This is a genomic window from Nocardia sp. NPDC058176 (genome assembly GCF_042883805.1).
In the GTDB taxonomy this organism is placed as follows: Bacteria; Actinomycetota; Actinomycetes; order Mycobacteriales; family Mycobacteriaceae; genus Nocardia.
The window spans coordinates 320,281-342,019 of the sequence record NZ_JBHVVA010000004.1; the positions used below are offsets into that span (position 1 = coordinate 320,281).

General features: G+C 69.8%; 17 protein-coding genes. 8 read left to right on the forward strand and 9 right to left on the reverse strand.

Annotated elements, in window-relative coordinates:
• Positions 1 to 113 precede the first annotated feature (113 nt).
• From ACFVVM_RS22820 to ACFVVM_RS22835, 4 genes are all read left to right on the forward strand, one after another.
• Positions 114 to 3,287 carry a circularly permuted type 2 ATP-grasp protein gene (locus ACFVVM_RS22820; RefSeq protein WP_387621615.1) on the forward strand — a complete coding sequence of 1,058 codons (3,174 nt, stop codon included), beginning with the start codon at positions 114 to 116 and terminating at the stop codon, positions 3,285 to 3,287.
• Positions 3,284 to 4,180, forward strand: coding sequence for a transglutaminase N-terminal domain-containing protein (locus ACFVVM_RS22825; RefSeq protein WP_387621617.1), 897 nt, complete (start codon positions 3,284 to 3,286; stop codon positions 4,178 to 4,180). Before ACFVVM_RS22820 ends, ACFVVM_RS22825 begins: the two co-directional genes overlap by 4 nt.
• 4 nt (positions 4,181 to 4,184) lie before the next feature.
• Positions 4,185 to 5,240: a putative zinc-binding metallopeptidase gene (locus tag ACFVVM_RS22830; protein WP_387621620.1), complete on the forward strand. Its 1,056-nt coding sequence runs from the start codon at positions 4,185 to 4,187 to the stop codon at positions 5,238 to 5,240.
• 122 nt (positions 5,241 to 5,362) lie between these two features.
• Positions 5,363 to 6,241, forward strand: coding sequence for a bile acid:sodium symporter family protein (locus ACFVVM_RS22835; RefSeq protein ID WP_387621623.1), 879 nt, complete (start codon positions 5,363 to 5,365; stop codon positions 6,239 to 6,241).
• On the opposite strand, the gene ACFVVM_RS22840 is transcribed toward ACFVVM_RS22835, so the two are convergent.
• The 3 genes from ACFVVM_RS22840 to ACFVVM_RS22850 are packed head-to-tail and all read right to left on the reverse strand — an operon-like array spanning position 6,242 to position 8,957.
• Entirely contained in the window at positions 6,242 to 7,033 is a 792-nt protein-coding gene (locus ACFVVM_RS22840; RefSeq protein WP_387621626.1) for an ABC transporter ATP-binding protein, read from the reverse strand. It lies immediately after the preceding gene.
• Complete coding sequence (locus ACFVVM_RS22845; protein ID WP_387621629.1) at positions 7,030 to 8,091, reverse strand: glycine betaine ABC transporter substrate-binding protein; 1,062 nt, start codon at positions 8,089 to 8,091, stop codon at positions 7,030 to 7,032. The genes ACFVVM_RS22840 and ACFVVM_RS22845 overlap by 4 nt, the downstream gene beginning before the upstream one ends.
• Positions 8,088 to 8,957, reverse strand: a complete 870-nt coding sequence (locus ACFVVM_RS22850; RefSeq protein WP_387622333.1) for an ABC transporter permease — start codon at positions 8,955 to 8,957, stop codon at positions 8,088 to 8,090. Before ACFVVM_RS22850 ends, ACFVVM_RS22845 begins: the two co-directional genes overlap by 4 nt.
• Positions 8,958 to 9,063: 106 nt before the next feature.
• Here ACFVVM_RS22850 and ACFVVM_RS22855 point away from each other — a divergent pair, with 106 nt between their 5' ends.
• Positions 9,064 to 9,234, forward strand: a complete 171-nt coding sequence (locus ACFVVM_RS22855) for a hypothetical protein (protein WP_387621632.1) — start codon at positions 9,064 to 9,066, stop codon at positions 9,232 to 9,234.
• A 1-nt stretch (position 9,235) separates the two neighbouring features.
• Here ACFVVM_RS22855 and ACFVVM_RS22860 read toward each other — a convergent pair whose 3' ends face one another.
• The 4 genes from ACFVVM_RS22860 to ACFVVM_RS22875 form a co-directional block, all read right to left on the reverse strand.
• Positions 9,236 to 9,949: a type 1 glutamine amidotransferase gene (locus ACFVVM_RS22860; protein WP_387621635.1), complete on the reverse strand. Its 714-nt coding sequence runs from the start codon at positions 9,947 to 9,949 to the stop codon at positions 9,236 to 9,238.
• Positions 9,946 to 11,181 (reverse strand): MurT ligase domain-containing protein, encoded by a 1,236-nt coding sequence (locus tag ACFVVM_RS22865; protein WP_387621638.1) that lies wholly within the window; start codon positions 11,179 to 11,181, stop codon positions 9,946 to 9,948. Before ACFVVM_RS22865 ends, ACFVVM_RS22860 begins: the two co-directional genes overlap by 4 nt.
• 57 nt (positions 11,182 to 11,238) lie before the next feature.
• On the reverse strand, positions 11,239 to 12,990 hold the full coding sequence (locus tag ACFVVM_RS22870; RefSeq protein WP_387621641.1) for an FAD-dependent oxidoreductase: 1,752 nt from the start codon (positions 12,988 to 12,990) through the stop codon (positions 11,239 to 11,241).
• A 189-nt stretch (positions 12,991 to 13,179) separates the two neighbouring features.
• On the reverse strand, positions 13,180 to 14,106 hold the full coding sequence (locus tag ACFVVM_RS22875) for an EamA family transporter (RefSeq protein WP_387621643.1): 927 nt from the start codon (positions 14,104 to 14,106) through the stop codon (positions 13,180 to 13,182).
• A 72-nt stretch (positions 14,107 to 14,178) separates the two neighbouring features.
• Between ACFVVM_RS22875 and ACFVVM_RS22880 the strand changes: the two genes are divergently transcribed.
• Entirely contained in the window at positions 14,179 to 15,111 is a 933-nt protein-coding gene (locus tag ACFVVM_RS22880; RefSeq protein WP_387621646.1) for a LysR family transcriptional regulator, read from the forward strand.
• Between the two features lie 12 nt (positions 15,112 to 15,123).
• Here the strand turns inward: ACFVVM_RS22880 and ACFVVM_RS22885 are convergent, their stop codons facing one another.
• The gene (locus ACFVVM_RS22885) at positions 15,124 to 16,776 is read right to left on the reverse strand and encodes an AAA family ATPase (protein ID WP_387621649.1); all 1,653 of its coding nucleotides are present in this window, start codon (positions 16,774 to 16,776) and stop codon (positions 15,124 to 15,126) included.
• A 325-nt stretch (positions 16,777 to 17,101) separates the two neighbouring features.
• Positions 17,102 to 18,901: a 2-isopropylmalate synthase gene (gene leuA / locus ACFVVM_RS22890; protein WP_387621651.1), complete on the reverse strand. Its 1,800-nt coding sequence runs from the start codon at positions 18,899 to 18,901 to the stop codon at positions 17,102 to 17,104.
• Between the two features lie 283 nt (positions 18,902 to 19,184).
• Between leuA and ACFVVM_RS22895 the strand changes: the two genes are divergently transcribed.
• Positions 19,185 to 19,952 (forward strand): sulfite exporter TauE/SafE family protein, encoded by a 768-nt coding sequence (locus ACFVVM_RS22895; protein ID WP_387621654.1) that lies wholly within the window; start codon positions 19,185 to 19,187, stop codon positions 19,950 to 19,952.
• 117 nt (positions 19,953 to 20,069) lie between these two features.
• Positions 20,070 to 21,680: a GMC oxidoreductase gene (locus ACFVVM_RS22900; RefSeq protein ID WP_387621657.1), complete on the forward strand. Its 1,611-nt coding sequence runs from the start codon at positions 20,070 to 20,072 to the stop codon at positions 21,678 to 21,680.
• The last annotated feature ends 59 nt before the right edge of the window (positions 21,681 to 21,739 follow it).

A 21,739-nucleotide genomic window follows, 5' to 3' on the forward strand; every position in this document is an offset into this window, starting at 1 on the left:
TCAGGCGCCGTGGCGTACGCGACGAAGGAGCAAGCCACGGTGCCTGATCGTCGGGACCTCCGGGGGCGCGAACTCGAGCGCGCCAGCGCTCCAAAAACACAGGAGGCTCTTCGGTGAACCAGCGCGACGAGGCGCTACGGGACGGGAACCGGCAGCCACCGGGCGTACGCGCCCAGGTGGCCGAGCAGTTCGCCCGGTATCGAGCCGAGAGCAGGACGGGGTCGCGTTTCGACGAGTGCGGCAGGCCGACCGAGACCTACTACGACGAGCTCGTCGACGGCCGCGGCCGGGTCCGGTCGATGTGGTCGGAACTGTCGGCCGATTTCGTCGACCAGGGGACCGGCGGAATCAGCCGGATCGACCACCGGGTGCGCAGGCAGATCGAGGACGACGGAGTCACCTACACCGAGGTCGGCCTCGGCGACGACACCGCCACCCCGCGCCCGTGGCGCCTCGACCCCATCCCACTGCTGGTCTCCGCCGACGACTGGACCCGCCTGGAAACCGGCCTCGTCCAGCGCTCACTGGTCCTCGACGAGGTGCTCACCGATGTCTACGGTCCGCGCAGGCTGCTGAGTTCGGGCCTGCTGCCGCCGCAGGTGGTGTTCGGCAGCACCGGCTATGTCCGTGCCGCGCACGGCATCATGATTCCCGGCACCCACCAGCTGTTCCTGCACGCCTGCGACATCAGCCGCTGGAGCGACGGCCAGTTCCGGGTGCTGGCCGATTGGGCGCAGGCGCCTTCGGGCGCGGGTTACGCGCTGGCCGACCGGCGTGTGGTGGCCGAGGCGATTCCCGAGGCGTTCGAGCACGCGGGCCCGCGTCCGCTCACCCCGTTCGCCCGGGCCATGCGGTTGATGCTCGAGGAAGCCGCGCCCGAACTGGCCGACGGCGAGGAGCCCGTGGTCGTGGTGCTGAGCCCGGGCTCGCATTCCGAAACCGCGTTCGATCAGGCCTATCTCGCGCAGATGCTGGGTTTCCCGCTGGTCGAGAGCGCGGATCTGGTGGTGCGCGACGGCGCGCTGTGGATGCGCTCGCTGGGCAGTCTGGAACGGGTCGACGTGGTGCTGCGGCGCGTGGACGCCGAGTTCTCCGATCCGCTGGACCTGCGTCCCGATTCGCGCCTCGGTGTGGTCGGGCTGGTCGAGGTGTTGCGTCGCGGCGCGGTCACGGTGGTGAACACGCTAGGCAGCGGACTGCTGGAATCGCCTGCGCTGAGCGCGTTCCTGCCGCGCATCGCCCGCTCGATCCTCGGCGAGGACCTGCAGCTCGACGGCACGCCCGCCTACTGGGGCGGCGACGACACCGAGCGCGCGCACCTGGTGTCGAACGTCGGTGACCTGGTCATCCGGTCCGCCGTCGACGGGTCGACGATCTTCGGTCCCAGCCTGGCCGCGGCCGAACGGGAAGAGCTCGCCGCCCGGATCGAGGCCGAGCAGTGGAAGTGGGTGGGCCAGGAACCCGCCGAGTTCTCCGTCGCCCCCGCTGTCGAGGGGGAGGCCGGGATCGCCCCGGTGCCGGTCGGGATGCGGTTGTTCTCGCTGGCTCGCCGTGGCGGCTACACCGCGATGTCGGGCGGGCTGGGTCAGCAGCGGATGCGGCTGGAACCGGCCCGCAGCGTGATCAAGGTGGCGGCCAAGGACATCTGGGTGCGCGCCGCCCCCGCCACCGCGCCCGCCGTCGGCGCCGAGGCCCCGCACGAGGAGCGGTTGCGTCGGGCCGTGCCGGTCGTCGAGGCGATCAGCTCCCCGCGCGTGCTCAACGACCTGTTCTGGATGGGCCGCTACAGCGAACGCGCCGAATCGGTCGTCCGCCTGCTCGCCGCCACCCACGACGTCTACCAGGACTACCGCTACCGCCCCTGGCTCGACGGCGCCGAAGCCCTGCCCATCCTCATGCGCGCCCTCTCGGTCACCACCGGAACCGTCGCCCCGGAATCGGTCCTCCCGAGTGCCCGTACCGGTGCCTTGGTCCGAGTCCAACCGCCGGTCGAGACCAGCAACGCGGAATCGGCTGCGGCAGCCAAGACTTCGCCGGAATCCTCAGCGACCGCACAAGGCGGCGCCACAGCTGACCAGGAGACGGCCGCACGGGATGAAGCCGACGCGGCGGCTGCACGAGACGGCGTCGCCGTGAACTCGGGGCCGACCGCGCGAGACCGCACCACCCCGGACTCGGAGATAACCGGAGGCCGTGGCGTCGACCCGGATGCCGGAAAGGCCGACCGGGCCGGCGGTGACGCGGAAGATGCCGCGGCCGAGGCGGATATCGTCGATCCGGAGGCCGAGGCCCCGTGGGAGCGTGCTGGGACCAGCGCTTTGGCACGTGCGCTGCGCACCACCGGCACGGCGGCTGAGCGCGGTGTCGAGCCGGAGGAGAACGAACCGCCCGTCGCACGCACCAGACAGACACAAGGCCAGTTCACCCATCGGGCAATGGATTCCAGTGGTGAAGGTGGGTCCGCTCGGCGGGCCGTCGCCGGTGCGTCGGCCGAAGGGTTCCACTATCTGGCCGCGCTCACCGGAAACCGGGAGCTGCCGGGATCGCTGTCGCATGCCGTCGACCGCTACGGTGCGGCCGCGCGTGCGGTGCGCGATCAGCTCTCCGGTGACACCTGGATGATCGTCGGCGCGGTCGATCGCGCGCTGGCCGAATTCCGTGGTGCCAGTAGCGAACAGGAGAACGCGCTCTCGGCGGTGCACTCGCTGACGCTGGCCGCGCTGCTGTCCCTGTCGGGGATCGGCGCGGAATCGCTGGTGCGGGACACCGGCTGGTACGTCATGGATATCGGCAAGCGGGTCGAGCGCGGGCTCGCGCTGACCTCCCTGCTCAATTCGGCACTGGCGCAGGCGAAATCGGGGGAGGTGGATCGCGTGGTCGCCGAGTCGGTGCTCACCGCCACCGAATCCGCCGTGAGCTACCGCCGCCGCCACCGCGGTTCGGCGCATGTCGCCGCATTGGCGGGACTGCTGCTGTTCGACGCGGGCAATCCGCGCTCGCTGGTGTACCAGCTCGACCGCCTCGAAGCCGACTTCCAGGCGCTGCCAGGCGGTTCCGGCGCGTCCAGGTCCCAGCGGCTGCTGGCCGACGCCCAGCGCATGCTGCGCCGCGTCGACCCGGCCGATCTGGAACAGACCGACGACAACGGCGTGCGCACCGAACTGGTGGAGCTGCTGGAAGGGGTGCACTTGCGGTTGCGCAAGCTGTCCGAATCGTTCGAGACCACCAAACTCGCTGTCCCCGCCGGCATCCAGCCGCTGTGGGGCAACACCAGGATGGTCGGATGAGCAGGCGCTACCGGGTGGTCCACCGGACCACCTACAGCTACTCCGACGAGGTCACCAGCTCCTACGGCCGCGCCTATCTCACCCCGCGCGAGTTCGGCGGCCAGCGCTCGCTCGAGCACGACATCTACATCGACCCGGTGCCCTCGGACCGCTCCGTCGGCACCGATGTCTACGGCAACACCACCACGTATTTCCATGTGACAGCCGAACATCGGACGCTGGAGGTCACCGGCGAATCGCTCGTCGACGTCGACGGTGACCATCCGGCGACGATCGAGGGCGCCGACATCCCCTGGGAATCGGCCCGGCCGAGCACCACCACCGGCCCGCTCGCCGTCGAATTCACCCTCGACCTGCTGCCACCGGAGATCACCCCGGAGGTCGTGGCCTACGCCGCGCAGAGTTTCCCGCCCGGTCGCCCGCTGCTCGAGGCGGTCACCGAGCTCAACACCCGCATCCACGACGATTTCCGCTACCGCTCCGGCTCGACGACGGTGAGTACCAGCGTCGCCGACGTGTTCGCCGCGCGCGAGGGCGTCTGCCAGGACTTCGCCCGGATCGGCGCGGCCTGCCTGCGCGCACAGGGCCTCGCCGCCCGCTACGTCTCGGGGTACCTGGCCACCGATCCGCCCCCGGGCAAGGAGCGCATGGTCGGTGTGGACGCCACCCACGCGTGGGCCGCGGTCTGGCTGCCCGGCACCGACGAGACCGACCGCACCGGCCGCTGGATCGCCTTCGACCCCACCAACGACCAGTTCGCCGACGAGCGGTACGTGACGGTGGCGTGGGGTCGTGATTATCAGGATGTTCCGCCCCTGCGTGGCATCATCTACACCGACGCCAAACAGTCCACAATCACGGTTTCGGTCGATGTAGCCCCGGTGGAGGTGTAGGTCCTTGCGTGATTTCGTGTGCCCGAACTGCGGTCAGCAGCTGGCTTTCGAGAATTCGGTCTGCCTGTCGTGCTCGAGCCGGCTCGGTTTCAGCCTGCACGAGCGCGCCCTCGTGGTGATCGGCGATCCACCCGGTGACGCGGCCGTGGATCACGCGGGCGGTGTCGTCGACAGCGACCGTTTCCGGCTGTGCGACAACCTGCATGTGGCGCAATGCAATTGGCTGGTCTCGGAGGGCAACGCGCCGGGCCCGAAGCTGTGCGCCTCCTGCAAGCTCACCCGCACGCGGCCCAATGATTCCGACGCGGCCGGGCTCGCCGCCTTCGCCGAGGCCGAAGCGGCCAAGCGGCGGTTGATCTTCGAACTGGCCGAACTCGGCCTGCCGATCGTCGGCCGCGACACCGACCCGCACGGCCTGGCCTTCGACCTGCTCTCCAGCCGCACCGACGGCGTCATGACCGGCCACGTCGACGGCGTGATCACCCTCGACCTGGCTGAGGCCGACGACCCGCACCGCGAACAGCTGCGCATCGAGATGGCCGAGCCCTACCGCACCCTGCTCGGCCACTTCCGCCACGAGATCGGGCACTACTACTTCCCGGTCCTGGTCACCGCCGACGACGAGCTGCAACGGTTCCGCGACCTGTTCGGCGACCCCTTCGCCGACTACCAGGCGGCACTGGACCGCCACTACTCCCAGGGCGCCCCCGCGGGCTGGGAGCGCGACTACGTCTCCTCCTACGCCACCATGCACGCCGCCGAGGACTGGGCCGAGACCTTCGCCCACTACCTGCACGTCCGCGACACTCTCGACACCGCGGCCGCCTTCGGCCTCGCCCCCGCGGGCGCCACGCTCGACCGGCCCCAGGTCGGGCGCGCCGGCTTCGACAAGATCATCGAGCTGTGGCTGCCGCTGGCCTGGTCGCTGAACATGGTCAACCGCTCGATGGGGCGCGACGATCTGTACCCCTTCGTCCTGCCGGAGCGGGTGCTGGAGAAGATGCGTTTCGTGCACGATCTGTGCACCGCGACCGCGCCGGACGCGCTGGCCACGGCCTAGCGCGGACAAACCGGGCGTTTCGGGTGCGACGCGGGTCACACTCGGCTATTCTCCGACTTTGAGACGACTGCGTCTCAAGAACTCGCCCGGGTCCCGCCCCGGGCTGCTCGATGAGGATGGCAATGGACTCTCCCCTGGTCTCCGTCGGACTACCGCTCGCACTGGCGGTGATCATGTTCGGCCTCGGACTCTCGCTCACCGTCGGCGACTTCACCCGGATCGCGAAGACCCCGCGCATCGTCGCCATCGCCCTCGTCTGCCAGGTGCTGCTGCTCCCGGCCATCGCGTTCGGGCTGGTACTGGCGTTCGGGCTCTCGCCGATCCTCGCGGTCGGCATGATGCTGCTCGCCGCCTCACCGGGCGGGACCACCGCGAATCTGTACAGCCACCTGTTCCGGGGTGATGTGGCGCTGAACGTGTCGCTGACCGCGGTCAACTCGGTGATCGCCGTGGTCACCGTGCCGGTGGTGACCAACTTCGCCATCGGCTACTTCGAGCCAGACGGTGCCGGGTCGCTCGGCCTGCAACTGGGCAAGGTGGTGCAGGTGTTCGCCATCGTGCTGGTGCCGGTCGCGATCGGCATGCTGGTGCGGCACCTGTCGCCCGCGTTCGCCGACCGGATGGACCGGCCGGTGCGCATCGGTTCGGCGCTGGTCCTGCTGCTGGTGATCGTGGGAACCGTCGTCGCCGAACGCGACACCCTCGGTTCCTCGCTGGCCGACGTCGGCGCCATCGCCGTGGCGTTCTGCCTGTTCAGCCTGGCCATCGGCTACTTCGTGCCGCGGCTGCTCGGCGCGGCCGAACGGCAGTCCATCGCCTGCTCGATGGAGATCGGCATCCACAACAGCACCATCGCCATCACCATCGCGATCAGCGTGCTCGACAGCACCGAGATGGCGATCCCCGCGGCCGTGTACGGCGTGCTGATGTTCCCGCTCGCGGCGATCTTCGGCTGGCTGATCACCCGGCGGCGCGCGCCCGCCACGGTGGCCGCCGAGTGATCAGGCGTGCGCCGCGTAGATGTGGCGCGCCAGTTCGTCACGCAGGGCGCTGAATTCGGGGTCGGCGCGCACGGCGGCGAAGTCGGTGCCGGTCTTGAAGGTGGGTGTCACGTCGTGCACGATGCGGCCCGGTTTGGTGCCCATCACCAGGATGCGGGTGCCGAGCAGGATGGCTTCCTCGATGCCGTGGGTGACGAACAGGACCGTCTTGCGGCGGTCGCGCCACAGGCCGAGCAGTTCGCGCTGCAGGCGTTCCCTGGTGAGGGCGTCGAGGGCGCCGAACGGCTCGTCCATCAGCACGATGCCGGGATCGTTGATCAGCACCCGGGCGATCTGGGCGCGCTGCTGCTGCCCGCCGGACAGTTCGTAGGGCTTGCGGTCGCCGAGCTGGTCGAGCCCGACCAGCTCGAGCAGCCGCTGGGCCTCGGCGCGCCGCGTATCCTTCGGCACGCCACGCACTTTCGGTCCGAACTCGACATTGCCGCGCACGCTCAGCCACGGGTACAGGTTCGCCTGCTGGAACACCACCCCGCGGTCGGGATCGGGACCGTCCACCACGCGGCCACCGACCCGGATCTCGCCCGAGGTCGGTGGCAGGAAACCGGCGAGGATGTTGAGCAGCGTCGACTTGCCGCAACCGGAAGGGCCGACGACACAGACGAATTCGCCGGGCTCGACGGTGAGGTCCGTCGGTGCGAGCACCTGCACGTCACCGTCGGGGCCGGGGTAGCTCTTGGCCACCCCGGTCAGCGTCACCCGCTCGGCGTCGCCGGTCGTCGGCCCGGCGGTCACGAGGACGCGCCCGCCGCGGGAGCGACCGCGATCCCGTCGCGGTACTGCTGCTCGCTGCCGACCGCGGCGATTCCGCCCTGGCTCAACAGGAATCGCGCGGTGCCCTCGAGGTCCGCGCCGAAACCGCCACCGAGATAGCGGGAACCGGCCTGCTCGGCGGCGGGCAGGTACTCGTAGCCCGCCAGCTGCGGGATCACCTGGTCGGGCGCGATGCCCAGCTGCGCGCCGATCGACACCGCGGCCTCGGCCTGCTGGTCGTTGATCTGCGCCACGGCGTAGTCCTGCACCTTCGCCCAGGCGATCGCGAAGGCGGCGTTGTCGGCGAGGAACTTGCGGTCGGCCAGGGCGACGTCGTAGGTCGGCGCGCCGTCCGCCGCGGTCTCGGCGCTGCTGGTGAGCACCGTGCCGCCTGCCGCGGTGAGCTTGGACAGCGTCGGATCCCAGACCCAGGCCGCGTCGATCTGATTGCCCTGCCACGCACCGGGAATCGCCTCGGGCTGCAGATTGATCAGCTCCACCTGATCGGTGAGCCCGGCCTTGTCCAGGGCGGCGAGCAGGCTGTAGTGCGCGGTGGAACCGAACGGCGTCGCGACCCTCTTGCCGCGCAGCCCGGTCAGCTCGGTCACCGAAGAGTCCTTCACGACAAGCGATTCCGAGGTGCCGATCACGTCGTGGATCCACACCACCTGCACGGGCAGGTTCAGCGGGGCCGAGAGCGCCTTGGTCGCCGGGCTGGACCCGAGCGTGCCGATGTCGAGACTGCCCGCGCCGAAGGCCTGCACCACATCGGCGCCGGAGGCGAACTGGCTCCAGGTGATCGTCGCGTTCGGCAGGCACGCCTGCAGCAGATTGCGATCCTTCACCAGCAGATCGCCGTTCGGGATCGCCTGGAACCCGAGCCGGACGGTGCTGGTGACACTCTCGTCGACCGCGAACGGGCAGGCCGCTCCGCTCGCCCCCGCGTCCTCCCGCCCGGACTCGACACAGCCCGCGGTGACCGCGAGGACAGCGGACAGAGCAGCCGAGGTCGCGACGACCTTACGCAATGCGGATTTCATGCTTTGCCTTTCCAGGGAACAGCTTTGGTGCCGATGAACGAGATGACCGCGTCCAGCAGCAGGGCCGCCACGCCGATCACGATGATGCAGGCGATGGTGAGGGGCGTATTCAGTTGTGTGCCCGCGATATACGCGAGCCCGCCGATGCCGGGGATGCCGTTGTTGAGTTCGGCGGCGACCACGGTGGTCCAGGCGAAGGCGGTGGCGATGCGGATGCCGCTGATGACGTTGGGCAGGGTCGCGGGCAGGACGACCAGTGCCACGACCTGCGCGCGTTTGGCGCCGAGTGAGCGGGCGGCGTTGAGGTAGTCCTGTTTGACGCCGAGCACGCCGTCGAGGGTCGCGATGGCGATGGGCGGGAAGGCGGCCAGGAACAGCAGCCAGATCTTGGAGGTGTCACCGATGCCGAACCACACGATCAGCAGGCCGATGTAGCCCAGTGGCGGGAGCGCGCGCAGGAAGTTCAGGATCGGCTCGGTCACCCAACGCACCGGCGCGACCATCCCCATCACGAACCCGACCAGCGGCCCGATCACGATCGCCGCGCCCACCCCCACCGCGATCCGCTGGATACTCGCCAGCAGATGCTCCCAGAGGTAGTAGTTCTGCTCGCCGACCACCCACCGGTCCACCCCGTCCGCGATCCGATGCGTGGTGTTGGCCCGCACGAACGCGTCCCACACCGCCTTCGGCGACGGCAGATACAGCGGATCCACCAGCCCCGCCGCCGTCACCACGGTCCACCCGAGCAGCACGATCCCGAGCGCCACCACCCCCGCCAGCGCCGACCGCCCCCGCCGCACCCGCCGTCGCGCCCCACCCGGCGGCCTCGCCCCGGGCGCCCGCGCCACGGCTGCCTCGACCACTCCGGTCACCCGACACTCCTCAGCCTCCGGTGCCCCGGCGGTCGCGGCACATGCGAAGCCCGACGCTATCGGCGCAGGTAGTCGTCGAGGGAGGTTAAAAGTCGCAGTGAGCGGAATTCGCGAAGTGGCCCGTGGACAGCAGGCGGCCCGCCTCCCGGCGATCCACCGCGACCCCTTCGACCGAATCCTGGTCGCCCAGGCCCGCTGCGAAGACCTGACGCTGGTCACCCACGACCCCTACTGCCTCCAATACCCGGTCGACACCCTGCCCTGCTGACTCAGGCGCGGAGGCGTTCCTTGCGGAGGCGGGTGACCTCGGGGAGGTCGAGGGGGGTGAGGTCGGTGGCGGGGATGCCGAGGGCCTTGGCGATGAGGTGGTCGGCCAGTTCGGGGTTGCGGGCCAGGGCGGGGCCGTGGAGGTAGGTGCCGATGACAGAGCCCTGGACGACGCCCTCGGTGCCGTCGCCGACGCCGTTGCCGACGCCGCGGGTGACCCGAGCCAGTGGCTTGGCGTCGGGGCCGAGGGTGGTGCCGCCGCGGTGGTTCTCGAAGCCGGTGAGGGGGGCGGACAGGCCGGCGAGCAGGGGGGTGGTGGTGACCTCGCCGATGGCGCGGATGTCCTGGGGGGAGGTGGTGACGTCGAACAGGCTCACGCCGTCGACCTTCTCGCCCGCGGAGGTCTCGTACCAGTTACCGAGCACCTGGATGGCGGCGCAGATGGCCAGCACCGGCGCGCCCTTGGCGGCGGCCTGCTGGAGGCCGGGGTACTTCTGCAGGTGCCGGGTGGCCAGGCGCTGGGCCGAGTCCTCGGCGCCGCCGAGGGTGTAGATGTCGAAGGAGTCGGGGACGGGGTCGGCCAGGGTGATGTCGATGATCTCGGCGTCGTAGCCGCGCATGCGCAGCCGCTGCCGCAGGACCAGGGCATTGCCGCCGTCGCCGTAGGTGCCCATCACATCGGGCAGCACCAGACCGATACGGATGGTCGAGCTCATGCGCGTGCCTCCAGATCGCGGTTGAGGTCGCGGAACGCGGTGTAGTTGGCCAGCACCTCGACGTGCCCGGGCGGGCAGGACTCGATCGCGCGCACCGGATCGGGGATCAGCGTGTGCTCGACACCGGCGTAGGTCAGGCGCACGGCCAGATCGGTGCCGCGCTCACCCGAGGCCACCACCTGCACCCCTTCGAAGTGCTCGAACCGCACGTCCCACAGCCAGGACAGATCCTCGCCGTCGGGCACCTGCCCGTTGACCGCGATCACCAGACCGGCCGAGGTCGGCTCGATCATCGACAGCGCCTCCTGCCAACCCGCGGGGTTCTTGGCCAGCAGCAGTCGCGCGTCGTGCTCGCCGACGGTCACCGTGCGGTAGCGGCCCGCGATCTCGCGGACGGTGCCGGTCGCGTCGGTCGCCTTGACCGCATCGGCGCCCAGCGCCACCGCGGCGGCAACGGCCTGGGCCGCGTTGCCGCGGTTCGCCCGGCCGGGCAGGGACAGGTGCAGCGTCGAACGGAACCCCTCGGGGCCGTGCAGCTCCTCGCCTTCCAGCCACCACTCCGGTTCCGGCCGATGGAAATCCGCGCCCGTCGAGCGCCAGTTCTCGCCCTCCCAGACGATCGGCTCGCCACTGCGCGGACAACTCGTCGCGTCGACGGCCCAGCCGCTGCCCGCCGCGACCCACACGACCTTCGGATGGTCGTAGGCGATGGAGGTGATCAGCACGTCGTCACAGTTGGCGATGACGACGGCGTCGGGATGACGCGCCAGCCCGGCGCGGAGCTTGCGCTCGATCATGTTGATCTCGCCGACCCGGTCGAGCTGATCGCGGCTCAGATTCAGCAGCACGATGGCGGCCGGGTCGAGCGCGTCGCTGACGTGCGGCAGATGCAGCTCGTCGACCTCGATCGCGGCCAGCGCCACCCCGGGGTGCAGGCTCAGCGCCGCGACGATGCCCGCGTCCATGTTGGCGCCGTCGGCCTGCGTGGCGACCGCACCCAGCGTGCCGAGCGCGGCCGTGGTCATGCGGGTGGTGGTCGACTTGCCGTTGGTGCCGGTGATCAGCACCGTGCGCCTGCCGCGCCCGAGCTGCGTCATGATCGTCGGATCGATCTTCAGGGCGATCAGGCCGCCGATCATCGAACCCTTGCCGCGGCCCGCCTTCTGCGAAGCCCACGACGCTGCCGCCGCCGCTCGCAAAGCCAGGCGCCCACGCACCGAGATGTCTGCCACGCCGCGAGTCTATGTGCGCGGTGTCGCGGTCCGCGTGCGGGAGCGGTGTGAGCTGCGTCAGACGGGCTCGTCGAACATGTTGGGCAGGCCCTTGGCATAGCGGTCGGCGTCGATGACCCGCAGCGGTTCCAGCTCCGGGGTGCGGCGCAGCTTGACGATGTTGCAGCGCGGCGCCGATGATCCCGACACGTCGAGCAGCGCGTTCACCGCGGCGCGCGCCGATTCGTTGGCGCCCTCCATCGTCGCCAGGTCGACGTCGGTGCGCACGTAATCACCGGCCAGGAACAGGTTTTCGATCGGGCCGTGCGCGTCGGGCCGCGCGTCCCACGAACCGGCGGTGTTGATCAGCAGCGGATCGGCGTTGGCATTGCGCGCGCCCTGCCAGGTGATCCCGGGATCGAGGAACCACGAGTGCACGTCGGCCGGGCGCAGCAGTTGTTCGCGATCGTTGAGATGGGCGGTGAGCTGGGCCCAGACCTCGCGGTAGATCTCCTCGTGCGTGCAGGCCACGGCGGGTTTGCCGTAGAGCACGCCGGGGGTGTTCCAGTCGGAGATGTCGATCGAGAGGCAGTCGGCGACCGTGCCGTCGCCGAAGGAGCTCAGCCGGCGGGTCCACAGCTGGTTCTGGCTGATCGAGGTGAGCGACCACGGCGAGTCCACATAGGCCGTGTGCCCGCGCGAAATGTGCAGTGGGGTGCGGAAATAGATCTGGATGCCGTTCATCCAGTCGACGAAAAGCCGGTCCATCGCCGCGTACTCCGGCGCGAGCGCGAGTACCTGCGGCGACCACAGTTTGCGCGCCTGCTCGACCGGCATAGCCACCACGTAGTAGTCCGCCTCGACCGTGCCGACGCCGTTGATCCGCGCGCCGCCGATGCGCTTGTCGCGCACCACCAGTTCCTCGACCCGCGCGCCGAGTTCGAAACGAACGCCCAATCCGCGCAGGTGCTCGACCCACGGATCGATCCAGGCGATATTGGTCGCGTTGTTCAGCACCCGGTCCAGACCACCGTCGTTGCCGATGCCGAGCGGATTGCCGAGGAACTGCTCACCCATGCCGCCGATGGTGCGGGTGCTGGCCAGGTTCTCCTTGGCCGCGACCATGATGCTGGTCAGCGAGCGGGAAACGATCGCCCGGAACTCGTGCGACCGCGCGTGCCCCTGCACGAAGTCCTGCCAGGAGGTGTGCTCCCACTGGCCGAAGCGGCGCGCCTCGCAGCTGCTGTTGAACACCAGCAACCGGTTGGCGAAGTACGCGCTCTCCTCGGGCGGCATCCTGGTCAGCGTCGTGATGGTGCCCGCGAGGGTCTCCCGGATCACCTCCGGTGTGGTCGCGCCGGGGAAGCCGTCACCGGGCAGGGCGAGGGTGATGTCGTCGCCGTCGCGGCGGGAGAAACGCGCCTCGGGAACCGTGACGAGGTTGTTCCACACGCCATCGGCATTGCCCGCGACCGGAATTCGGCGCATGGTGTGGGGCAGGTTCTGATAGAAGCCGGGAAAGAAGCGGAACCCGTGCTCACCGGGCAGATCTGGCCTGCCGTCGCGGCCGGTGCCCGGCACGCCGACGCTGCGCGCCTTGCCGCCGAACGCGCGCGCCTCGTAGACGGTCACCTCGAAACCGCGCTCGATGAGTTCGTGCGCCGCGCTCAGCCCGGCGACGCCACCGCCGAGGACGGCGACGGAGCGTCCGGGCGGCGCGCCGAGCGCGACACCGGGCGCTCCCGCCACGGCCCCCGCCGATGCCACCCCCGCTGCGACCGTGCCACGAAGAAAGGATCTTCGCGAAACGGGCCACCGCTGTTCCGCCATATGCTGTTCAGCTGCCTTGCTCGAGTATTGCCTGCGATTTGCTACCACTCTAGAGCGCGGCGAAGACCTGGCTGTTGCGACCTGTGCGTCGTTCGCCCGCGCCTGATACCGACCGGTCGCGCGGATAACGCAGCGCGCGATCGGTCACATGCTAGCCATAAGGTGCCCGATCGTGCGTCGAATTGGACGTTAGACCTGGACGGGCCGCGGGCTCGGCGCGGGTTCGATGGTCGGCCGGGCACGGCGGGTGGTCGTCGCCGCGAACGCGCCCGCGATGACGATCACGCCGCCGAGGAGCGCGGCCACCGTCGGCTGCTCGCCGAACGCCACCCACGCCGCGGCGAAGCCGACCACCGGGACGAGCAGCGTCAACGGCGCCACCGTGCCCGCCGGATAGCGGCTCATCAGATAGGTCCACAGGCCCGAACCGCACACGGTCGCGAGGATCGCGATGTAGGCCAGCGCGCCCAGAGCGGGCAGACCCGCCGTGGAGAACGACGCGCCGAGCGCGCGGAAACCGGTGTCAGGGCCCTCGACAAGCATCGACAGCGCCAGCATCGGCACGACCGGCACCACCGACATCCACAGCGTCAGGTGCAGCGGATCGACACCGGGGGAGTCGGCGCTCGCCTTGCGCGCGCCGATGTTGCCGAACGCCCAGCCCAGTCCCGCGGCCAGCGTCAGCAGGACCGGTAGCAGCGTGGCGTGCGCCATCCGGTCCGCGCCGATGACGACCATCCCGAGCACGGCCACCATCAGCCCCGCGATCTGCACCGGCCGCGGGCGCTCGCGCAGCAGCACCGCGCCGAGCAGCACGGTGAACGGCGCCGAGGACTGCAGCACCAGCGAGGCCAGCCCGGTCGGCATGCCGACGCGCATCGCGGTGAACAGGAACGCGAACTGCAGGATGCCGAACCCGGTCCCGTAGAGCAGCAACCACCGGGTGCGCACGGCCGGGCGCGGAATGAACACCAGCACGGGGATCGCGATGACGGCGAAGCGCAGCGCGCCGAAGAAGAAGGGCGGGAAGTGATCGAGGCCGATCCGGATGGCGAGGAAGTTCAGGCCCCAGAGCACGACGACGGTCAGTCCGAGCAGGCGATCGCGGGTGGTCACGCCCTTCATCGTGCGGTTCGCTAACCATCAGGACAATCGAATAAAAGTGGACTGATAACGTAGATTTACTTCATGTTCTCGATCGAGCGCCTGCGGATCCTGCGCGAACTCGCCGATCGCGGCACGGTCGCCGCCGTCGCCGCGGCGCTGTCGATGACGCCCTCGGCCGTCTCGCAGCAGCTGAAGGTGCTCGGCAGGGAGGCGGGAGTGGCACTGCTGGAACCCGATGGCCGCCGGGTGCGGCTCACCGATGCGGGCCACGCGCTGGTCCTGCGCGCCGACGACGTCCTCGCGGCGATGGAACGCGCCGCCGCCGAGATGGCCACCTACCGGGGCTCCCCGCGCGGCCAGGTGCGGGTGGCGTTCTTCCCGTCCGGTGCCGCGCTGCTGCTCCCGCCGGTGCTCGCCGCCCTGGCCGGCAGCGGCGTCGAGATCATCGCCGGAGACGAGGACCTGCCGCCCACCGAGGCGCCGAAACTGCTGGCCGACTACGACATCGTCCTCACCCATCGCGATGAACGCGCGCCCTCGGTGACCGGGCCGCGGCTCGCGGCACGGGTGTTGATGCGCGAACCCATCGATGTCGTCGTGGCGCCGACCCATCCGCTGGCGGGCCGGGGATCGGTGCGGCCGGAGGAACTGGCCGAGGAGAGCTGGGTGAGCGTGCGCGGTGGCTTCCCGGTGGACGACGTGCTCGAATCGATCGCCACCGTCACCGGGGTGCGGCCCCGGATCGCGCAGCGGCTCAACGACTTCCGGGTGATCGAGACGGTGGTCGCGTCGGGCTACGGCGTCGCGCTCATGCCGCGTTTCGCCGTCGCCCATCCCGGGCTGTCGGTGCTGCGGCTGGCCGGCGTGCGCGCGGCGCGGATGTACGAGATCGTCACCCGGCCACGTGCCGCCGAGCGCCCGGCCATCGCCACGGTGCTCGCGGCATTCGACGCCGCGGCCCGCGATGTACAGGAGCGTTCCGGCGTCAGCGTGCAGGAGCTCGATGCCCGCTGACGCCGGGATCCGTCAGAACTGACCCGGCTGGTACTGCTGGCCCTGGTAGGGCTGACCCGGCTGGAACGACTGCTGCGGCGGCTGCCCGTGGTAGCCGAAATCGTCGGCGACCATCGCGGCCAGCTCCAGCAGGGCCCGGCGGGTCGGCTTGCTGACCAGCTCGAGGTCGATCTCGGCACCCTCGGCCAGGTGATCGTCGAACGGGACGATCTGCACCGCGCGGGTGCGGTCGAGGAACAGCTTGCGCAGCTGGTCCAGGTCGACCGTCGAGGCGCCGCGGCGCGAGGCGTTCACCACCACGACCGTGCGCTCGACCAGCTTGCTGTAGCCGTGGTGATCGAGCCAGTCCAGCGTCGCCGAGGCGCTGCGGGCGCCGTCGATGGCGGGGGAGGTGACCAGCACCAGCGAGCTCGCCATGTCCAGCACACCCGACATCGCCGAGTGCATCAGACCGGTGCCGCAGTCGGTGAGGATGATGTTGTAGAACGACTGCAGGATGCCGATGGCCTTGCGGTAATCGGCCTCGCTGAAGGCCTCCGACACCGCCGGATCCTGTTCGGAGGCGAGCACTTCCAGCCGGCTCGGGGCCTGCGAGGTGTGCGCGCGAACATCGGAGTAGCGGGTGATGTTCTGGTCTTCGAGCAGGTTGCGCACCGTGGAGCGGGTCTGGCGCGGTACCCGGTGGGCCAGCGTGCCGAGGTCGGGGTTGGCGTCGATGGCGATCACCCGGTCACCGCGCTGGGTGGCGAAGGTGGAACCGAGACCCACGGTGGTCGTGGTCTTGCCGACACCGCCCTTGAGCGAGAGGATCGCGATCCGGTAGTCACCGCGAACCGGCTGGTTGACCCGCTCGCCCAGATCGCGATGGACGACATCGGCCGCCGACTCGCCCGGGTTGATCACGCCGCCCGAGGCCTTGTGCACGGCCCGGCGCCACCCGCTGCGCGGTGCCTTGCGGGCCCGCTTGAGCAGGTTCAGATCGTTGACCGAGTGGCCGGGCTGACCCGGTGCGGGCACGTGCTGAGGCTGGAACGGCTGATGCTGCTGGGCCGGTCCGCCCTGCCACTGCTGACCGGGCGGGGGGACCAGGGGCGCGGGCTGACCCGGCTGTCCGGGCTGACCGGGTAGCTGGCCGGGTGGCATACCGCCCTGCATCGGCGGCTGGTACATCGGCGGTGGCGGCGGCGCCCAGCTGTAGATGGCGTCGGACTGCGGCGGTTGCGCCTGCTGCTCCTGGCCAGGGAACTGCGGCTGCTCCTGACCCGGGAACTGCGGCTGCTCGGCGCCAGGATATTGCGGCTGCTCGGCACCTGGGTACTGCGGCTGCTCGCCGTATTGCGGCGGCGGACCCGGGTACGGCTGCTCACCGGTCGCGTGCGGGCCGGGATAGGGCTGCTCACCGGGCCCCGGCTGGCCCTGCCACTGTTGCTCCGGCGCGTTCACCAGGGGATGCGCGCCACCGCTCTGATACGGATCGGGCACCGAATAGGTGTTCTGCGCGAACGGTCCGGGCGCGAAGGTACCGGGCTGGAACACATTGGTCTGCTCGGCGATCCCGGCCTGCGGCTCGGACTCGGCGCTCGCCTGCTCCGGCGACGGCTGCTCGGCGGCGGCGTCAGCGGTCGGCTCGGCGAGCCCGTTGTCGCCCTCGGTCGCCGTCTGCACACCGGTGGGACCGGACGCAGCGTCGGCCGTATCAGCCGACGGACTCTGCAGCCAGGGCGGAGAGGTCGGATTATGGTCGTTGTTGGTCACAATTCCCCCACTTGCTCGCTGAACGAGCAGGAAGCTCGGCGCTGAATGTGCACTGAAAAGTTAGCACGGTGCAAAAGATCCCGTGTCGGCGGCAGCGGGCTCGTACTCGGCAGTATCTGAGCATCCACGCAGGTCAGCGAATGGATCACGGCGAACCCGACCGGTCGGGCCAGAGTTGTCCACAGGCATGGAAGGCCGGGTTCCCACGGGGGAACCCGGCCTTCGGTGTCGAGAACTAGCGGTCGGCCGCCCGGTTGACGGCGGAGACGACCGCGCGCAGCGAGGCGGTGGTGATCGAGGTGGCGATGCCGACGCCCCAGACGACCTTGTCGCCGATGGCGACCTCGACGTAGGCGGCGGCCTGGGCGTCGTCGCCCGCCGACATCGCGTGCTCGCTGTAGTCGAGGACGCGCACGTCGAAGCCGACGGTGGCGATCGCGTCGACGAAGGCGGCGAGCGGGCCGTTGCCGGAGCCGGTGATCTCCTGCTCGACGCCGTCGACCTTGACGGTGGCGACGATGGCGTCGACGCCGCCGTCGGTCTCCGAGGCGGTCACCTTCTGGCGCATCCGCTCGAGCGGCAGGACCGGGTTCAGGTACTCGGTGGCGAAGACGTCCCACATCTCCTTGGGCGTCACCTCGCCGCCCTCACCGTCGGTGATGGCCTGGATCGCCTGGGAGAACTCGATCTGCAGGCGACGCGGCAGCACCAGTCCGTGATCGGTCTTCATGATGTAGGCGACGCCGCCCTTGCCGGACTGCGAGTTCACCCGGATGACGGCCTCGTAGGTGCGGCCGACGTCCTTGGGATCGATCGGCAGGTACGGGACCTCCCACACGATGTCGGCCACGTCGGCGTTCTGCGCGTCGGCGACCGCCTTCATCGCGTCCAGGCCCTTGTTGATGGCGTCCTGGTGGCTGCCGGAGAACGCGGTGTAGACCAGGTCGCCGCCGTAGGGGTGACGCTCGGCCACGGCCAGCTGGTTGCAGTACTCGACCGTGCGGCGGATCTCGTCGATGTCGGAGAAGTTGATCTGCGGGTCGATGCCGCGGGAGAACATGTTCATGCCCAGCGTCACCAGGCAGACGTTGCCGGTGCGCTCGCCGTTGCCGAACAGGCAGCCCTCGATGCGATCGGCGCCGGCCTGATAACCCAGCTCGGCGGCCGCGACGGCGGTGCCACGGTCGTTGTGCGGGTGCAGCGACAGCACGATCGAATCGCGGCGGGCCAGGTTGCGGTGCATCCACTCGATCGAGTCGGCGTACACGTTCGGCGTGGCCATCTCGACGGTGGCGGGCAGGTTGATGATCAGCGGCTTCTGCGGGGTCGGCGCGATGATCTCGGAGACCGCGTCGCAGACCTCACGGGCGTAGTCCAGCTCGGTGCCGGTGTAGGACTCCGGGCTGTACTCGTAGCGCCACTCGGTGTCCGGGTACTTCTTCTCGATCTCCAGGCACAGCGACGCGGCGTCGGTGGCGATCTTCTTCACCGCGTCGCGCTCGGCGCGGAACACCACGCGACGCTGCAGGATGGAGGTGGAGTTGTAGAAGTGCACGATCACGTTCGGCGCGCCGTTGCAGGCCTCGAAGGTGCGCTCGATCAGCTCGGCGCGACACTGGGTGAGGACCTGGATGGTGACGTCGTCGGGGACGGCGCCGTCTTCGATGATCTCGCGGACGAAGTCGAAATCGGTCTGGCTCGCGGCCGGGAAGCCGACCTCGATCTCCTTGTAACCCATCCGCACCAGCAGGTCGAACATGCGGCGCTTGCGGGCGGGGCTCATCGGGTCGATGAGGGCCTGGTTGCCGTCGCGCAGGTCGACGGCGCACCACGCGGGCGCGCGATCGATGATCTTGTCGGGCCAGGTGCGGTCGGGCACCGAGATGGGTTCGACCTCTTCGGCGAAGGGGCGATACCGGAACGCGGGCATCGACGAGTTCTTCTGCTGGTTCCAGGCGGGCTGGTCGGCCGGTGCGGGTTTGCCGGGGGCCGAGATGGTGCGCGATGCGGATACGAATGCGTCAGCCGAGGACATGCAAGTTTCTCCGTGGGTGTGGTGGATTCCCTGATGGGAGCGGGTCGACCGGCGCGTTGGAACCCCGCGACGGGAGCCGGTCCGAATCAGGACCCGTCGCGGCGGCCGAGAAGAAGTGCCCGCTGCATGATGCTCCGAGCTTACCGCGTGCCCACCCCCGCAGGTAAGCGGCCTGGGAAATATGGTCGCCGCGGGGATGCCACCGGATGACCGGTACGGTTTTCAGCGAAACGCACGCTTGTACGGACCATCGCGTCCGACGAGACGTCACAAAGGAATTCGGATGACTTGGCTGGAACAGCTGCTCGTCCTGGCCGCGGGGATCGCGGCGGGCGGCATCAACACGATCGTCGGATCGGGCACCCTGATCACCTTCCCCACCCTGCTTGCCTTCGGTTTGCCGCCGGTCACGGCGAACGTCTCCAACACGATCGGTCTGGTCCCCGGCTCGGTCAGCGGCGTGATCGGCTACCGCAGGGAGCTCGCGGGCCAGCGTTCCCGGCTGCTGCAATTGGGCACGGCGTCGCTGCTCGGCGGCATCACCGGCGCGATCCTGCTGCTGATCATGCCCGCGGAGGCCTTCAAGGCGATCGTGCCGGTGCTCATCATCGCCGCGCTGATCCTGGTGGTGGTGCAGCCGCGGCTGGCCGCCTGGGTGAAGCGGCGCCGCGCCGACGGCGACGCCGCGCCGCCCCTGCACGGTGGGCCGATCCTGCTGGTCGCGGTGTTCGGCACCGGCATCTACGGCGGCTACTTCGGCGCGGCCCAGGGCGTGCTGCTGCTCGGGCTGCTCGGGGTGTTCGTGCACGAGGACATCCAGCGGCTCAACGCGGTGAAGAACGTGCTGGCGCTGATCGTGAACGCGGTCTCGGCCTCGATCTTCATCGTGATCGCGGAGGTGAACTGGCAGGCGGTCGCGTTGATCGCGGTGGGCTCGATCATCGGTGGTCAGCTGGGTGCCCGTGTCGGCCGCAAGTTGCCGCCGAATGTGTTGCGAGCGGTGATCGTGGTGGTGGGGACCATCGCGGTGATCCGGTTGTTGACGACCTGACCGTCGCCGTCGCCTGCCCCCGGTCGTGAGCTGTGACAAATTGTCCGCGCTACCGGGGGAGTTCGGTAGTTACGCGGTATTCTGCGCTCGGCCATGCGTGATGAGGGAGGTGGCCTGGTGCACAGACGTGCCTTCTTCAAGGCGGCGGGACTGGCGACGATCGCCGGTGCCGTGGGAACGACGCTGATCAGCGGTTCGGCTTCGGCCGATCCGAGAGAGGCGATGTTCCGGTCCTGGGTGCCGGAGATCTTCGAACCGATTCCCGACGCGCCGGAGCATTCGCCCGCCATCGTCATCGGCTCCGGGTTCGGGGCTGCGGTGACCGCGCTGCGGCTGGCGCAGGCCGGGATCGGCAACACCGTGCTCGAGCGTGGTTCGCGCTGGCCCAACGATCCGTGGCGCGAGATCTTCACCGGGGACGATCTGCCCGACGGGCGCGGGTTCTGGCATCGCACCAGCTTCACCGGCGTGACCAAGGTGCCGATGAGTTTCGGCCGGTTCGGCGGCGTTCTCGATGTCACCGAGTACCCGGGCATCGATGTGTGGCGCGCGGCGGCGGTCGGCGGCGGCTCGGTGATCTTCACGGGCGCGATGGTGGCGCCCGAACGCAGGCTCTTCGACCAGGTCTTCGGGGGTGTCGTCGACTTCGGCGAGCTGGAGCGGGTCTACTACCCGCGGGTGCGCCAGATGCTGCGCCTCGACCCCATGCCCGTCGACATCTACCACTCCGCGCCGTTCGCGCACTCGCGCGCCTGGGACGACCAGGTGCGCGCCGCGGGCTACCAGCCGGTGCCCAACGATTCGATCTTCACCTGGGACGTGCTGCGCGGCGAGCTGTCCGGCGCCACCCGCCCCTCGGCCACCGTCGCCCGCTCCAACCTGGGCAATTCCAACGGCGCCAAGTTCGACCTGAACCAGAACTACCTGCGCTTCGCCGCCGAGACCGGCAGGTCGCAGGTGTATCCGGGCCATCGGGTCGACAGCATCGCCCAGGAATCGGGCGGCAGGTTCGTGGTCACCGTGACGAAACTGGCCCCGACCGGTCAGGTCCTCGGCACCCGCACGCTCACCTGCGACAAACTGTTCCTCGGCGCCGGTTCCGTCGGTACCTCCGAGCTGCTGGTCCGGGCCCAGGCCACCGGCACCCTGCCCGATCTCAACGAGCACATCGGCGACGGCTTCGGCACCAACGGCGACGTGGTGCTGGCCCGCGGCGCCAGCTCACTGTCGGGCAGCGGCCAGGGCGTGCCCAGTGCCAGCCGCATCTACGACGAGTCCGGCACCCCGCTCACCCTGGAGAACTGGTACATCCCGGGCATCCCGTTCGAGACCGGCGCGCTCGCCTCGCTCGGCATGGTGCTCGACCCGACCAGGGCCCGCTTCGACTACCACCGGGCCGCCGACAGCGTCGGGCTGAACTGGTCGTCCGGTGCCCAGAATGCCGTCGTCGACGCGGCCCGCGCGGTCGACCGCCGGATCGCCGAGCGGGCAGGCGCGCTCGCCGAGTACGGCGCGCTCGGCTACGACGCGAACGCCAAGTTCACCGCGCATCCGCTCGGCGGCGCGGTCCTCGGCAAGGCCACCGACGGCTACGGTCGCGTGCACGGGCATCGCGGTCTGTACGTGATGGACGGCGCCGCGATCCCCGGCAGCACCGCGACGGTCAACCCGTCGCTGACCATCACCGCGCTGGCCGAACGCAATATCGAGGCGATCCTGCGCGACTGAGGTCGCGAACACGCCCCCGACCGGCACCCGCAACTTCCCGCGCGGCGACGGTGAACCAA